This is a genomic window from Pelagimonas sp. (assembly GCF_058892305.1).
Map to the genome: position 1 here is coordinate 19,670 of NZ_JBZXVN010000013.1, position 15,260 is coordinate 34,929.

At 55.3% G+C, this 15,260-nt stretch carries 13 protein-coding genes; 3 read left to right on the forward strand and 10 right to left on the reverse strand.

Features of this window, described 5'->3' with window-relative positions:
* Positions 1 to 33 precede the first annotated feature (33 nt).
* Positions 34 to 1,953 (reverse strand): FAD-dependent monooxygenase, encoded by a 1,920-nt coding sequence (locus tag AC5EFR_RS04980; protein ID WP_493574854.1) that lies wholly within the window; start codon positions 1,951 to 1,953, stop codon positions 34 to 36.
* A 147-nt stretch (positions 1,954 to 2,100) separates the two neighbouring features.
* Between AC5EFR_RS04980 and AC5EFR_RS04985 the strand changes: the two genes are divergently transcribed.
* Positions 2,101 to 2,535, forward strand: coding sequence for a MarR family winged helix-turn-helix transcriptional regulator (locus AC5EFR_RS04985; RefSeq protein ID WP_493574855.1), 435 nt, complete (start codon positions 2,101 to 2,103; stop codon positions 2,533 to 2,535).
* Positions 2,536 to 2,965: 430 nt separating this feature from the next.
* Here AC5EFR_RS04985 and AC5EFR_RS04990 read toward each other — a convergent pair whose 3' ends face one another.
* The 3 genes from AC5EFR_RS04990 to AC5EFR_RS05000 form a co-directional block, all read right to left on the reverse strand.
* Positions 2,966 to 3,952, reverse strand: coding sequence for a zinc-dependent alcohol dehydrogenase family protein (locus AC5EFR_RS04990; protein WP_493574856.1), 987 nt, complete (start codon positions 3,950 to 3,952; stop codon positions 2,966 to 2,968).
* A 201-nt stretch (positions 3,953 to 4,153) separates the two neighbouring features.
* Positions 4,154 to 4,939: an SDR family NAD(P)-dependent oxidoreductase gene (locus AC5EFR_RS04995; protein ID WP_493574857.1), complete on the reverse strand. Its 786-nt coding sequence runs from the start codon at positions 4,937 to 4,939 to the stop codon at positions 4,154 to 4,156.
* Positions 4,940 to 4,951: 12 nt separating this feature from the next.
* A complete protein-coding gene (locus tag AC5EFR_RS05000; protein ID WP_493574858.1) occupies positions 4,952 to 5,920 on the reverse strand; it encodes an LLM class oxidoreductase in 969 nt (322 codons plus the stop codon).
* Between the two features lie 128 nt (positions 5,921 to 6,048).
* On the opposite strand from AC5EFR_RS05000, the gene AC5EFR_RS05005 reads away from it, so the two are divergent.
* On the forward strand, positions 6,049 to 6,957 hold the full coding sequence (locus AC5EFR_RS05005) for a LysR family transcriptional regulator (protein ID WP_493574859.1): 909 nt from the start codon (positions 6,049 to 6,051) through the stop codon (positions 6,955 to 6,957).
* Between the two features lie 3 nt (positions 6,958 to 6,960).
* Here AC5EFR_RS05005 and AC5EFR_RS05010 read toward each other — a convergent pair whose 3' ends face one another.
* The 6 genes from AC5EFR_RS05010 to AC5EFR_RS05035 all read right to left on the reverse strand — a co-directional run bounded on the left by AC5EFR_RS05010 (position 6,961) and on the right by AC5EFR_RS05035 (position 13,400).
* Positions 6,961 to 7,788, reverse strand: a complete 828-nt coding sequence (locus AC5EFR_RS05010) for a DUF5765 domain-containing protein (RefSeq protein WP_493574860.1) — start codon at positions 7,786 to 7,788, stop codon at positions 6,961 to 6,963.
* A 155-nt stretch (positions 7,789 to 7,943) separates the two neighbouring features.
* On the reverse strand, positions 7,944 to 8,693 hold the full coding sequence (locus AC5EFR_RS05015; RefSeq protein WP_299921704.1) for an amino acid ABC transporter ATP-binding protein: 750 nt from the start codon (positions 8,691 to 8,693) through the stop codon (positions 7,944 to 7,946).
* 53 nt (positions 8,694 to 8,746) lie between these two features.
* Complete coding sequence (locus tag AC5EFR_RS05020) at positions 8,747 to 10,126, reverse strand: amino acid ABC transporter permease (RefSeq protein WP_493574861.1); 1,380 nt, start codon at positions 10,124 to 10,126, stop codon at positions 8,747 to 8,749.
* A gap of 12 nt (positions 10,127 to 10,138) precedes the next feature.
* On the reverse strand, positions 10,139 to 11,380 hold the full coding sequence (locus AC5EFR_RS05025; RefSeq protein WP_493574862.1) for an amino acid ABC transporter permease: 1,242 nt from the start codon (positions 11,378 to 11,380) through the stop codon (positions 10,139 to 10,141).
* 88 nt (positions 11,381 to 11,468) lie between these two features.
* A complete protein-coding gene (locus AC5EFR_RS05030) occupies positions 11,469 to 12,482 on the reverse strand; it encodes an amino acid ABC transporter substrate-binding protein (RefSeq protein ID WP_493574863.1) in 1,014 nt (337 codons plus the stop codon).
* 573 nt (positions 12,483 to 13,055) lie between these two features.
* Entirely contained in the window at positions 13,056 to 13,400 is a 345-nt protein-coding gene (locus AC5EFR_RS05035) for a RidA family protein (RefSeq protein WP_493574864.1), read from the reverse strand.
* Between the two features lie 292 nt (positions 13,401 to 13,692).
* Between AC5EFR_RS05035 and AC5EFR_RS05040 the strand changes: the two genes are divergently transcribed.
* Positions 13,693 to 15,234, forward strand: coding sequence for a trimethylamine methyltransferase family protein (locus tag AC5EFR_RS05040; RefSeq protein WP_493574865.1), 1,542 nt, complete (start codon positions 13,693 to 13,695; stop codon positions 15,232 to 15,234).
* Positions 15,235 to 15,260: the final 26 nt, after the last annotated feature.

Below are 15,260 nucleotides of genomic sequence, written 5' to 3' on the forward strand. Positions count from 1 at the left end.
CCTTAGACGCGCGATCCATGATCTGACCTCTTGTCACGCTGCCCCATAGATTCGATCAAAAAACTGAGCGAGTTCGTCCCCCCCACCAAGTGGCAGGACCAGCGACACATATTGATCGGGGCGCACCAAAACCATGCATCCCATCTGGCGATCAATCCCCCGCATCTCGAATATATCCCCGGCCTCTTTGTGATCCACGCCAAAGACCTTTTCATAGTCACACAGGCCGAACCGGCCTTTGGACGGTCGCAACAAGGGCGGCAGGTCTTCATGAGCAATGAGTTCGAATGTCTGCTGAAAAACCACCCGAACATCCAAAAATGCGTCGAGGTCGTGGCCTGCGGGCGTATATTTCACGACCGGAGAGTCCGCGTTATTTTCGATCCAATCCGCAAGGTTGGAAACCCCCGCCATTGGCTCTCCCTTATCTGTCTCGCTGGCAAAGACATAGAGCCTCCAACGCCCATCCGCCTGTGCCATATGCCCAAGCTGCACCGGTTTTGCATCAGCCACGCGAACAACCGGGGCGGAGTGGAATCTGCGCCCAACCTCAAACCCTGTTGCCAATTGCTGATGGCGCGTGTCACCAATCAAAGCGGAGCGATCATATTTAACAGCCAACCCACCGGTAAATTCAAGATTCTGAACAAAATGCTTTTGGATTCGTGGAATTTCATCCCCGGACTGTTCCGCCACAGTTGTCGGGGCCGACATGATCCGCGCCCATTTGTGATCGGTCTCGACCAGACGCTTGGCTTCGGTCCAGCGTTCGGCGGAATAGCTATGCAACAAGGCGGGATCGGCCAAGCCCGTCAGAACATGGGCCAGTTTCCAACCTAGATTGAACGTATCCTGCATCGACACATTCATCCCCTGCCCCGCCTTGGGACTATGGGTGTGACAGGCATCCCCCGCCGTAAACACTCGCGGTTGCCGTGTCTCGTGTTCGCCCGGAGGAACGTCATCAAACCGGTCTGTCATACGGTGTCCGATTTCATAGATCGACCACCAGACCACTTCTTTGACATCAATAGAATAGGGCTGCATGATCCGGTTGGCTGCGGCAATCAGATCGGCTTGGGAAAAGTCCCGGTTGGACACCCGTTCATTCTTGTCCAGCTTGTCCAGTTCGACATACATCCGGAACAAATACCCCCCTTCCCGAGGCAGTATCAGGATGTTGCCCTCGCTTTGCGACGAGATCAGGCATTTTTGCCGAATGTCCGGAAAATCGGTCGTGGCAAGAATGTCCATCACCCCCCAGGCCTGATGGGCGGCATCTCCGTGCAACTCGCCACCAATGGCCTGGCGGACGTTTGACCGCGCACCATCGCATCCAACAACATAATTGGCCCGAATATCGCGCGTTTCGCCCCAATTCACCCCGGTATCCTTGAGGGTCACAGTCACCGGATGGCTTTTGGCCGATGGGTCAACCCGCACATCTTGCACAGACCAATTGTAATCTGGGTACAATCGCGCCGGGGCGTTCTTCATCACATCAAGAAATAACTCATGCACCCGTGCTTGGTTGATCAAGGTATGCGGCATTTCCGAACTATTATCAGGCACATCCTGCACCCGCCCGACCCGTTTTATCTTTGACGGGGCGTTTGGATCTGGCATCCAAAATGCCGTTTGATTGACCCAGTAGCTTTCTCGTTTCACCGTCTCGGCAAATCCAAACGCCTGAAACATCTCCATGGTGCGGGTGTTTATTCCATCCGCTTTGCCCTTTTTGATATTGGCCGGACTGCTTTCGACAATCATCGTCTCAATCTGTGGAAACTGGGCCAATTGCGCCGCCAAACACAGACCCGCTGGGCCGGTACCTGCGATCAGCACATCTACCGTGTCCGGCAATGGCGCATGTGTGCTGTGATCGCGCCGCCCTGGGGCCGCAGTCTTGATATCAGGGTCGCCCCCCCGAAATCCATCCAAATAAAACTGCATGACATCCTCCCCGTACGTCGTGGTTTGCGTCGCAATTAGTAACTATACATACTATATCACGTCAAGAACAAATAAGTGTACAAACCATATTTGAAAAGGTAGTGATATTCCTAATAGTTACCGCGAACAATTCAGGAAGGCCCGCAAATGACACAAGTCGATCAGATGGCTGGGCATGTGATCCGGCGCTTGCATCAGCTCTCGACTCACGTTTTTGCGCAGCAAATGAAAGCGCTCGGTTTGGACCTAACCCCGGTTCAGTTTGCGGCAATGGATGCCATCGCCGCCTGCCCGCGCATAGACCAAGCCGGCATCGCTGCTCATATTGCCTATGATCGAGCGACAATTGGCGGCGTCATTGATCGGCTCGAGGCCAAGGGATACGTCGCGCGCGAGGTCAGCAAGCGGGATCGTCGCGCTCGAGAGGTTCTATTGACCTCAAAAGGCTCTGAGCTTTTGGACCGTGTTGTGCCGACGATAACCGCCTTTCAAAGCGACATCTTGCCAGGGCTCACCGCCGCCGAGCGTGAACAGCTCCTTGCCCTAATGCAAAAATCCCTCGGATCCTCAGAGAAACGCTAGACTTGGGGGCTAGACCCTTAGGGATTTGCGCGGGTGACCGCGAAACGCCAAGGTTGTTTGGTCTACTTTCTTTGCCATCTGATAGAACCAAAACATATCAGCGCCGCCAAAACAGCCGCTTCGCGCACTGCCAAAAAGGATTGCCAACGTCCAAGCCAAGAACAAACCAATGGCCAACATGGCATTGCGATGGCCTCCTTGGCCGTTTTGTTCACAAGATTGGGGCAACAACGGTAACTATTGAACGTCTTCGCGGCCCGCCTATGAGCCAGCATTTGCCAACGCCGTTGCTCAAGATGATGCTTCCCAGACGGCCCTGTACTGCGTCGTCATTTCCACAAGGCTGCGCGGTGGATTTGCCCAGTTGCGCCCCTGTTACAAACTGCCCCTTGCGGTGCGCCTATGCGTGATCACAGGCGCACCGCTATTGTCAGACCGATACGACAACTTTGCCAATGGCCCGCCCGCTGGATAGACGATCATAGGCCTTGCCAACCTGTTCCAATCCAAACTCTTGCGCATCCAAAAGCGGTGCCACCGCTCCGGCCTCCACGATCTCGGCCAGCTTGGTCAAAATCTCACCATGTACGGCGCGATTGTGGGTATAGAGCATCGGGATCAACATAAAGATTACGTGCAAAGACAAGCCCTTAAAATGCGCCCCTGATAGGTCTAGATCAACCAGAGCGACGGTAGACGCCACATGACCGTTTAGTGCGGCGGCTTCGAAGGAGTTGGTCATATTGGCCCCACCGACCGAGTCAAATACCACGTCAAACCCGGCCCCACCGGTGTATTTGGCAACGTAATCCGCAACGGTTTCGGTTTTAAATTCGATCGGCGTGCCGCCAAGTTTTTCGATCACCGCCATCTGTTTGGGTCCTGTTCCGGTGGCATAGACTTCGGCCCCGAAATACCTAGCCAACTGCACGGCAAGGTGGCCAACGCCACCGGCCCCACCCTGTACCAAGACCCTTTGCCCAGCAGCGATACCAGCGCGCTGCAACCCTTCGTAGGCTGTGATGCCAACCAATGGCAGCGCCGCTGCTTCGCGCATGGACAGGGTTTTGGGCTTATAGGCAATCAGGCGGGCATCGGCCTGCATGAACTCGGCCAAGGCCCCTTGCAAATCGGCCAAGCCGCCTGCGCAACCGTAGACCTCATCGCCAACGGAGAAGGTGGTCACACCCTCGCCAACCGCCTCAATCGTCCCGGCAAAGTCCATGCCCAACACCGCCGGTAGATCGGGTGACAGTGGCAGGTCTTTGCCCATGGCGCGGATCATGGTGTCAACAGTGTTAACGCTGGTGGCCGCCACACGGACAACAACATGCCCCGCCTTGGCCGTCGGTTTGGCAAGGTCTGCCAGCTCAAATTTTGCATCACTGCCATATTGGCTGAGGGTCATCGCTTTCATTTTTGGTCTCCTAAACCTTGGTGTTAGCGACCATCTACGCACCCTGATTTCACGAATAAATAAGCACTTTGGGACTTCAGTATTCCGTTTTTGCAAACAATGAACGTCATTCGCAAAGCCATCCCCCAAGCAAAAGACCCAACCGAATGTCGGCTGGGTCTTTTGTCGTGCACATCAAAGAGACGTTGGAAAAATTCTCAGCTAAAGGAGGAAATCGATCTGCTTTTCAATCTCTTCCATGACGGCCTTAACCTGTGCGACATCCGCCGCCGCCGCATGCGGCGCACTAAACCCAGCCCCATCATTGTCAAAATAAGCCCCCGAAGCATTGGCGAAATCCGCAGACACGGCCGCCCTGATCAAAATATCCGCTCCGATGTTCAAATCATTCCCGGCAACACCAAACCCTTCTTTGACCATTTTCGACGCCAAAAGCGATCCGGGATTGACTGCGACAAACACCGGGCCACCGGGATGTTGGCGCGCCATCTCTTGGGTCCAAATGGTGATCGCCAGTTTGCTTTGCGCATAGGCGGCAAAATCATCCAGCCGGGTCTGCCCCGCCACGGCGTCGACAGCCACCCGTGCCTGCGCTGCCGAGGACAAATTGACAACGCGCCCTTCTGATCCGAGCAAAGGCAACAACCGCCGGGTCAAATGATACGGTGCCAAGGTGTTGACAACAAACCGGCTATCGTGCCCTTCGGCGGTGATAGGATGCGCAATCTTGTAAACGCCGGCATTGTTGATCACCACATCCAAACGCTTATGTTTGGCGATGATTGCGTCGGCCATGGCGTCAACTTCACTTAGAACCGACAGGTCAGCAATGTAGCTTTCGGTTGTGCCGCCGACCGCTTGAACGGCGGCTTCCAACTTGGCCTGACTGCGCCCATGCAACAGAATATGATGCCCCGCCGCCGCCAGTTTTTGCGCCGTCAACAGGCCGATCCCATCGGTGGCCCCTGTGATAAGAATGGTTTTCATTGTCGGTCGTCCTTATTGGGCAAAGTCAGGTAGAATTTCTTGGGAAATCTGGTTTAGCGCCGTTGCGACCTTTGACTGATTGAAGCGCAGGTTCAGCGCAACATGGTTAACGCCAAGCGCTTGGATGTCGCGCAGGTAACGGTTCAAATACGCGGTGCCGGATTGAAACCCCAGATGAATGGGACGCGGTGGCGCATTTGGGTCGTCTAGCACATCCACATAGAGCGATTGCATCACTGGTTTTTGCCCCGCACCAGCCCGCGCGACACGGGCGCGATAGTCGGATATAACTCGGCCTTGGGTCACCGGGTCACGCGGATAGGTCATCCAACCATCGCCGTGTTGCGCCACCCAATCGGGCGATTGTTGGCTCCCTCCCGTGATCAGCATCGGCAGGCGCGGCCCGCTCGGTTTGGGTAGCATGTCCAAATGTCCGGGCAACCGCCCCTGCATGTTTTCAAATTCTGGATTGTCCTCGGCCATTGCGCCGATATAGGCCATGGCCTCGCGAAAGCGCGCGCTGCGATCATCAAACCCTTGCCCCATCGCCGGAAATTCTTCGGGACGATCGCCAGAGGCGACACCAAGCAACAACCGCCCGTCCGACAAGACATCGACCGAGGCCGCCGCCTTGGCCACATGGGCCGGGTGGCGCAACGGCAGCACAATGCTGGCAACGCCAAGGGCGATGTCCTGTGTCGCCATGGCCAAAGCCCCGAGATAGACAAACGGGTCAAAAAGCTGTCCGGCATCGCCAAAGGACGGCACGTTAAATGGCACGTCGCGCAACCAAACCGATGCAAAGCCAAGCCGCTCGGCAAGTTGGACGCGTTCGATATGATCGTGCATTTTGGGAACGGCCTGATGGGCATTGTTTTCAATCGGCACCACCAACCCAACCGTCAGGCGGCCCGGTTGAAACACCGTGTTATAGGCCTGGTTCAGAACCGGAAAGCTCTGATTGTTTTGCTGATCCAACATGTCTCTCTCTTTCATGTCTCATTTGCCGCCAAAACCGCGGATCGCCTCACCATCCGAAAATAGACATTGCGGAACATGTATAAATGACCGATTTTTAAATGCATAATTCGTGTTTGGGATATAATGATATGGATACGCAAAGCCTTCGCCTGTTTGTTCTGGCGGCGGAACGGCTCAACATTAGCGGAGCCGGGCGCGCATTGGGCATGGCCCCGGCGGTGGCAAGCGCTCGCTTGGCCAAGCTCGAACATCTTGTCGGGGCTGATCTTCTGCATCGCTCAACTCGCAAGGTGTCCTTATCGCTCGAGGGGGCTGAGTTTCTCCCCTATGCGCGTGAAATTTTGGCGCAAGAGGACGCGGCACTGGCGGTTTTGGGTCGTGGACAACTCAAGGTCACCGGAACACTGCGCTTTACCGCGCCAAGCACCTTTGCCCAGCTATATATCGCGCCGATCCTGCCGGACTTTTTGGCGGAACACCCCGGCGTGACCCTCGACCTGCGTCTGTCCGACAGTCAATTTGACCTCATCGAGGGGAGCTTTGACCTCGCCCTGCGCAATGCCGCCCTTAGCGACACCAGCCTGAAAGGTCGCAAATTGGCGGATGACACGCGCATTCTGTGCGCTTCGCCAGAATACTTAAACAAACACGGGCTGCCCAAGACACCGGCAGACCTGCTCGAACATACGCTCGTTGCCTTTCAAGACATGCATACCCGCATGCTCGCCGGGCCAGACGGCACGACGGGGGAGTTCAATCCGGCCAAATCCGATTGCCATCTGATTGTCGATGACGGGTTAAGCCAGAAGCTTGCCACCCTGTCAGGGGCCGGGATTTCGATCAATTCGCGTTGGAGCGTTCATCAAGAGTTGTCCAAAGGTTCGCTGACGCAGGTGCTTCCTGAATATACGGTGGCGGACCAATCGGTGTTCTGGCTGGTCTACCCCAAGGCCAATGTGCTTTCGGCAAAGGTGCGCGCGTTTATGGATTTCCTCATCACCCGCATAGGCAAGGCCCCGGTTTGGGACCATCCCTAGCCCCTATGTGACACCCTCGCCCTGTGCAGATGACGCCACCCGTTGCCCCCGGCTATCCAGACCGGGGATCAGCGCCCAAAGCGGCCAATAGCGGACATGCAAGACCTTTCGGAGCGGGGTTTTGACGATCAAAAGCAAGAAGCCAATCGACAGCAAACACCAGACCGCAGGCATTTCATTGAGGTCCGAGGTGGTCAGCCGCGCCAAAAACGGCCCCAGCAACACATGATAAAGCACCAAACGCCACGAGCCGAACAATATTGGAAAGATGAACATGGCAAGCGGATAGGTTGGGAAATCAATCCGGAACAGCCCGCCCAAGACCTCGGGGCCACCGGTAAAGGCCAAAAAGCGGTCCCCAATGCCATTGATCGGCACCTCCCAAGCGATATGCCAACTCCCCGAGACCGAACACATTTGTGGGCCACAAAGAATACTTCCGGGTGTACAGCTCCCGGCCCATTCGAACGGATAGACTTGGATCAACATGACAATCGCCGACAAGGAACAGAGGGCCAGCCCATAGGGCAACACCGCCCGCCGCACCGTTTCGGGGATGAAATAGAGGGCCATGAGCAGGCCAAAAAACGGTTGGAAACAGATGTGGAGATAGCCAAGAAACGTCGCGATCTGGTTTTCCGGCAACCCGCATTGGTCAATCACCGAATAGGTGTAGCCCTGCAAAAGCTCCATCAGAGAAAAGTACAAAAGCGGCGACCACAAAAGCGGGCTTTCCTTTTTGTAGATCGCATAGCTGGTCGCAGCCATCCCCACCGCTGCCAGCCCAATCGAGGCTTCTCCGCTCCAACACATCGCTTGGTCCTTAATCAAATGGTCAAAATCTTTGACCCGACCCTAGCGGTTGCACGCGCTTTTGCCCAAACCCTTTTGACTGTTACTTTTGCTAGGCCCTGTTGAAACGATGGCACAAAAGAAAACGGGCAAGGGTTTCCCCCTGCCCGTTTGGTTTTAAATGTGCACCGGGTTTAGTGGCCCAAGATTTGGCTCAGGAACTGCTGGGTGCGTTCAGATTGCGGATTGTTAAAGAACTCTTCTGGTTCGTTTTGTTCAACAATCTGACCATCCGCCATAAAGATCACCCGGTTCGCCACCTGACGGGCAAAGCCCATCTCGTGGGTCACGCAAAGCATGGTCATGCCCTCTTCGGCCAGCTCGATCATGGTGTCGAGCACCTCTTTGATCATCTCCGGGTCAAGCGCCGACGTCGGTTCGTCAAACAACATGATCCGTGGCTTCATACAGAGCGAACGGGCAATCGCCACACGCTGCTGCTGACCACCGGACAGCTGACCGGGGTACTTGTTGGCCTGATCGGGGATCTTAACCTTTTCGAGGTAATGCATCGCGGTTTCGATGGCTTCTTTCTTGGGTGTTTTGCGCACCCAGATCGGAGCCAAGGTACAGTTCTCAAGGATCGTCAGATGCGGGAAGAGATTGAAGTGCTGAAAGCACATGCCAACCTCTGAGCGGATCTTGTCGATATTCTTGAGGTCTGATGTCAGCTTGGTGCCATCCACCGTGATTGAGCCGGCTTGATGTTCTTCCAGCGCGTTGATGCAACGAATGAGCGTCGACTTGCCCGAGCCAGACGGGCCACAGATCACGATCCGTTCGCCTTCATAGACGGTTAGGTCGATGTCGCGTAGTACGTGAAAAGACCCGTACCACTTGTTCATATCGTTGATTTCAATCGCCACTTGATCGGAGACGGTCATCCCACCGCGCGGCGCGTTTTCAGTTAGTAGTTCAGACATGTATCTTTCCTTCCCTACCGGTGTCCGCGGTTGAGTTTGTTTTCCATATAGACCGAGTAACGCGACATCCCGAAACAGAACACGAAGTAGATAAACGCGATCACGAGATAGCCGGTATAGGCCGTGGTTGGGGTTGCCCAAGTTGGGTCGGTCAGGGTGGCGTTCATCATGCCCAGAAGGTCAAAGATCGAGATGATCAAAACCAGTGTGGTGTCCTTGAACAGACCAATGAAGGTGTTCACGATGCCCGGAATGACCGTGGTCAGGGCCTGAGGCATAATGATCAACCGCATTTGCTGCCAATAGGACAGACCAAGCGACATGCCGCCCTCATACTGACCCTTTGGCATGGCTTGCAAACCACCCCGGATCACCTCGGCCATATAAGCCGACGAGAACAGCATCACACCAATCATGGCGCGCAACAGTTTGTTGAAATCCACACCCGGAGCCAAGAAGTAAGGCAACATGGCGCTGGCAAAGAACAGAACCGAGATCAGTGGAATGCCCCGAACCACTTCGATGAAGATCACCGAGGTGTATTTGATGATCGGCGCATTGGACTGACGTCCCAAAGCCAACAACATACCCAAGGGCAGCGATGCAACGATACCAGCAATCGCCACAACCAGCGTGATGGTCAAACCACCCCATTGGTTTGTTTCCACAACTGTGGTCCCCAGAGCGATGTCCAGCCCAGCGGTGATCAGCGGCAAGAAGGCAAACAAGCCAAACAGCGCCGCCACCATAAGCAAGATCGGAGACATGGCGGCAGCCACCTCACCCATTTTGCCATCCCGAGCAAGCCACCAGCCCGCCCCGGTCACACCGGCAATGATCAGCGGAAACCAAACCCCGGCAAAGACATGGCTCAGGTCCCCGTCGTCCTCAACCGGCATCCCGTTCAACAGAACAAAGGAAATGATCGGGAACGCGGTCAACATCAAGCCAGCCACCAAACCGCGACGCGGCATTGGGAACACCAGCCAAGCAGTTCCAACCGCAAGCATGAACATGGAGACATTCACACGCCAGACTTCTTCCTTGGGATAGAAGCCATACATGAACTGGTACCATTTGGCCTGAACATAGGGCCAACAGGCCCCGGCATTGACCACACAGGCCTCGCGTTTCTGGCCTTCTGGGTCACTAAACGTGGCCGAGAAAATCGAGAAATCGAGAATACCGGCGATCAGCCAATACAGGAACAGGGCCGACCCAACGGTCAGGATGGTCATCAGGATCGAATTGATCGCTTTGCCCGTGGAAGAATAATCAGCCATCGACGCAAAGATGTTTTTCCACAACCAGCCACGTAAACCCACTTCTGTCGAGGGGGGCGGCAAGGTCGGGGCCTCCGATGTGCGGAGATATGCGATGTTTTTATTTGTCATCTTTTCTCTCCCTTACCGTTCGACCAGCTTAACGCGGTTGTTGAACCAGTTCATAAACATCGAAGTCAGCAGCGAGATCGTCAGATAGACGATGATCACAACCGCAACGATTTCAATGGCTCGACCAACCTGGTTAAGGATGGTTCCGGCAAAGACCGCCACAAGTTCCGGATAGCCAATCGCGGCCGCCAGAGACGAGTTTTTCGTCAGGTTCAGGTACTGCGAGGTCAGCGGCGGAATGATCACCCGGAACGCCTGAGGCAAGATCACTTTGCGCATCGCCAATCCACCCGGAAGGCCAAGGGCCTCAGAGGCTTCGGATTGCCCTTTTGGAACCGCCTGAATACCGGCCCGCACGATTTCGCCAATAAAGGCCGCCGTGTAGGTCGTCAGCGCCAAAAACAGCGCCATAAACTCAGGGGCAATATAGGACCCAATACCACGCTCAAAGCCCCGGCGAAGAACCGGCCCTTCGGACACGAAATTTGGCCATTCAATAGTCATCGGACGTCCGGTGATCAAAAAGACCAATGTCGGAAGGCCAATTAGGATGGCGACAGAAACAAGGAAAACCGGGCTTTGTTTGCCGGTCTGCTCCTGTAATTTCTTGGCATATTTCCCATAAGCGATCGTGGCCCCAATGGCGATAATCACGGCAATCATCGTGAGATAGAAACCGTCATGGGTGATCGGGAATGGCCCGTAGATCCCTTTGGTGTTGAACTGCAAAAGCCCCGGTACAAATGTCCCGGAATCCCGTGGACCCGGCGCAATCAAACGCAGCGCGGCGTTCCAGAAGAAAATCTGCAACAACAATGGGATATTGCGCATCACCTCGATATAAATCGTGGCGAACCCCTTGATGACAAAGTTGTTGGACAGCCGCATGATCCCCATCAAGAAGCCAAGGATCGTGGCAAAGAAAATGCCGACAACCGCAAGGATAAGGGTGTTTGCAACCGACAGTTTCAGCACATCAAAGATGGTGCTTTCCCCCGGAACATAGCCAACCAGCCATGTGCCAAATGTTGTCAGGATCTGAACATCGGAAGGGCGGTCAAAGAAATCAAAACCGAATTCTTTGCCTTGGACTGCAAGGTTCTGAGCTGCGTTCTGGACCGCCAAAAAGATCATGGCCAGAATCATTAACGCTAAGACACCTTGGAAAAAGAGCGACCTTGCCTTGCTATCGTAGACAAGTGCCGCCAGGCCCGTGCGTTCGGGCTCTAGATCGACGTCGTTGGTCGTAGTCATGTATGTCTCCCCGCTGTGAAAAAAGGGGCGAAGTAAAGACTTCGCCCCTTTCCCACATTGTTATGAAAATGCGGTAGTCAGGTTCCGATCAGCGGATCGGAGCAGCATACAGGAAGCCGCCCTGGTTCCAGAGCGAGTTCACGCCACGGTCCAGTTTCAGCGGGGTGTTCACACCAACGTTGCGCTCATAGCTTTCACCATAGTTGCCAACCGCTTTGATCGCTTTTGCGGCCCAGTCTTTGTCCAGACCAAGAGCGGCACCATAGTCGTTGTCGCCAGCGCCCAGGATACGTTTGACCGACGGGTTGTTGGAGCCCATCATTTCATCCGCATTGGCAGCAGTGATGCCATACTCTTCGGCTTCGATCAGCGCGTTCAGAGTCCAGCGAACGATTTTGTTCCACTGCTCGTCACCGGCACGTGTCGATGGGCCAAGCGGCTCTTTGGAGATGGTTTCAGGCAGAACAACATGTGCGTCAGGATCGGCCAGCTTCAGGCGCTCAGCCGCCAGACCGGAACGGTCGGTAGTGAAGACGTCACAACGACCTGCGCCATAAGCGGCAACAACTTCGTTGGAGTTTTCCAGAGCAACCAGCTCAAAGGTCATGCCGTTTTGCTTGAAGTAGTCGGTGATGTTCAGCTCGGTTGTGGTCCCGGTGTTGGTGCAGATCGTTGCGCCATCCAGTTCGGTTGCCGAAGACACACCCAGCTCGGCAGGAACCATCATGCCTTGACCGTCATAGTAGTTCACACCGGCGAAGGAGATCCCCAGATCCGTGTCGCGTGTGATGGTCCATGTGGTGTTGCGCGACAGAATGTCGATCTCACCCGAAGACAGCGCGGTGAAGCGGTCTTTTGCGGACAAGGAAACATATTCTACGGCTTCTGCATCGCCCAGAACAGCGGCGGCAACGGCGCGGCACATGTCAACGTCAAGGCCGGTCCACTTGCCCGAGTCATCGGGGTTCGAGAAGCCGGGAAGACCTTGGCTTACGCCACATTTGAGTTTGCCTGCGGCTTTTACGTCGTCAAGCGTGCCAGCGGCTGCAGCACCCGCGGTGAGTGTCGCGGCGGCTGCAAGTGTCAGCAGTGTGGATTTCATTTGGTACTCTCCAGTTGGAATAAACGGTACGCCCATTTGTTTGGCCTATTGGGGGCGCAGATTGGGCAGTTGACCTGCCATTGTTCCATGCTGCCTCACGCACCGATCCCATGACGTCCAAGTGGTTCGTCGGAGGGGTTAGCCTAGCCCAGAGATTCGGTGTTGCAGTCAGCATAGGAGGTGACGGTAGCCACTTGATCCCACTCTGTAAATCCAGCTTGGCGACAGTTTGTCGTCTGAAATGCCTCTTATCAGTACAGGAACCAAAGCGCTTAAAGTTTAGGATGTTGTTAATTCGAATTAAATTTCATTTTGGCGGCCATTAGTAAACATGATAACAGTGATCAATTTTTGTGCAAAAGGCCAAATTGAGGGGCTGTTATCTCGAATTTTCGATGCCTGAAATTGCAATTTTTTACAAATTCAGGCCTCGATTTCCATCCAAATAAAATGTATCCCATTGTATGCAAAGCGACGGAGCCGATTCAGCTCCTGCAAAATTGGCGAGACAGACCATCAAAGACCCATCCCCTTGACCCCAAACGGGTTTACGTAAGGGAATGGGCATAACCATTAAGCTTTGGCCGCTGTGACCATCACTTCAACGAGGAAGTCTGGGGTTGCCAGCTTGGCTTCGACGCAGGCGCGTGCTGGTGGGTTCTTCGGATCAATCCACGCATCCCAAACCGCGTTCATCTCTGCAAACAGCGCCATGTCTGAAACCCAGACCTGCGCCGACAAAATCCGCGACTTGGAACTCCCGACCGACGCCAACAGCCGATCAACCGAGGCCAACATATCCTTTGTCTGGCTTGCCATGTCGGGGCCGCGCCCCACCTGCCCGGCTAAGTAGACCAGGTCGCCATATTCAACGATCTGTGACATGCGCGGGCCTGTCTCGTGACGGGTGATATCCATAAAGTGAATCCTCATTGGTTAGACTATCCTGCGCCATTGGTAGAAGCCTTGCCCTCCAGCGCAAGCCCCGCTGTCTTCGTTCACCAACGTGGCGTCGTTTTAAAACATGAAGCATGTCGTTTTTGGTCGCGACTTGTACGGATTCAGCCCCAATCATGGACCTATGGATATGAAGCTCCCTCGCGTTTTGCGCATTGAATTGGTGACTGGCGCCCGTCGTGGGCGGGCCGCACGCGGGCGCCCCGTTTAGACGGCCCCTCCGTCCCCAAACGTTCACATTCAGGATACTCACATGACTTCCATGCCTCGCCGCGCCAGCGGACGGGCCGGAGGGCGCGCGGCCCGTGTTGCCGCCCGCGCCGCCGCCCTCACCCAAGATCAACGCCCCATTCGCCCCGGCATGACCGGCGGCCAATACCGCCCCCTAAGCGATCGTCAGGTGGTGCAAATCCATGAAACAGCTTTGCAAGCTCTCGAAGAGATCGGCCTTGCGGATGCCCCGCAATCGGGCATCGACGCGATGGTTGCTGTTGGTGCGATCTATGGCGATGACGGCAGGCTCCGTTTTCCTCGGGCATTGGTTGAAGATACACTGGCAAAAGCCTGTAAAGACCTGACTTTGTATAGCCGAGACGGGCAACATAATCTCGACCTCAGCGGTACGAAGGTCCATTATGGCACTGCCGGTGCTGCCGTGCATATGGTGGATTTGGACGGATCAAACTACCGCGACAGCACCCTTCAAGACCTGCATGATGCGGCGCGTATTGCCGACACTTTGGACAATCTCCACTTTGTTCAGCGCCCCATGGTTGCCCGTGACATCACCAACAACCTGCACATGGATCTCAACACCATTTACGCCTGCTGTTCGGGCACAACCAAACATATCGGCACCTCTTTCTCTGATCCCTCGCATGTCGCGGATGGATTGGAAATGCTCTATATGATTGCCGGTGGCGAAGAGGCGTTTCGGGCTCGGCCTTTCGTGTCCAATACCAACTGTTTCGTGGTCCCGCCGTTAAAATTCGCGACCGAAAGCTGCGAAGCGATGGAACACTGCATCCGGGGGGGCATGCCGGTTCTGCTTTTGGGGGCCTGTATGGCCGGGGCGACCGCGCCGTCTACAATCGCCGGGGCAATTGCCCAAACCGTGGCCGAATGCTTGGCCGGGCTTGTTTATGTCAACGCCATCAAACCCGGGCACCCGGCGATCTTTGGCACATGGCCCTTTGGGCTTGATCTGCGCACTGGGGCGATGTCGGTCGGTTCGGGTGAACAGGCATTGCTTTCGGCGGGTTGCGCGCAGATGCACCAGTATTACGGCCTGCCCGGGGGCGCGGCGGCTGGGGCTTCGGACAGCAAACTACCCGACATGCAGGCAGGATGGGAGCAGATGTGTTCCAACGTCATGGCGGGTCTCTCCGGCCTTAACATGGTCTATGAAGCCGCGGGGATGCATGCTTCATTGCTCGGGTTCTGCCACGAAAGCCTGATCCTTGGTGACGATCTGATTGGTCAGGCCATGCGCTGTGTGCGCGGGATCGAGGTTGACGACGAAACTCTCGCGCTTGATCAGATGCGCGATGTTTGCCTAACCGGACCGGGTCATTATCTTGGCACCGACGCGACATTGGGCCGGATGCAAAAGGATCATGTTTATCCTAATCTGGGCGACCGCACCTCACCCAAAGAATGGGAAGAACGCGAGAAACCCGATTTGCTTGCCAATGCCGTGGCGCGCAAAGAGGCCATTCTCGCAACGACATCACAAGCGCGATTTGACCCGGCTCTAGATGCCGCCTTGCGTATGCGCTTTACCATCCATCTCTAAGATCGGTAGGGTGGGGTTCGACCCCA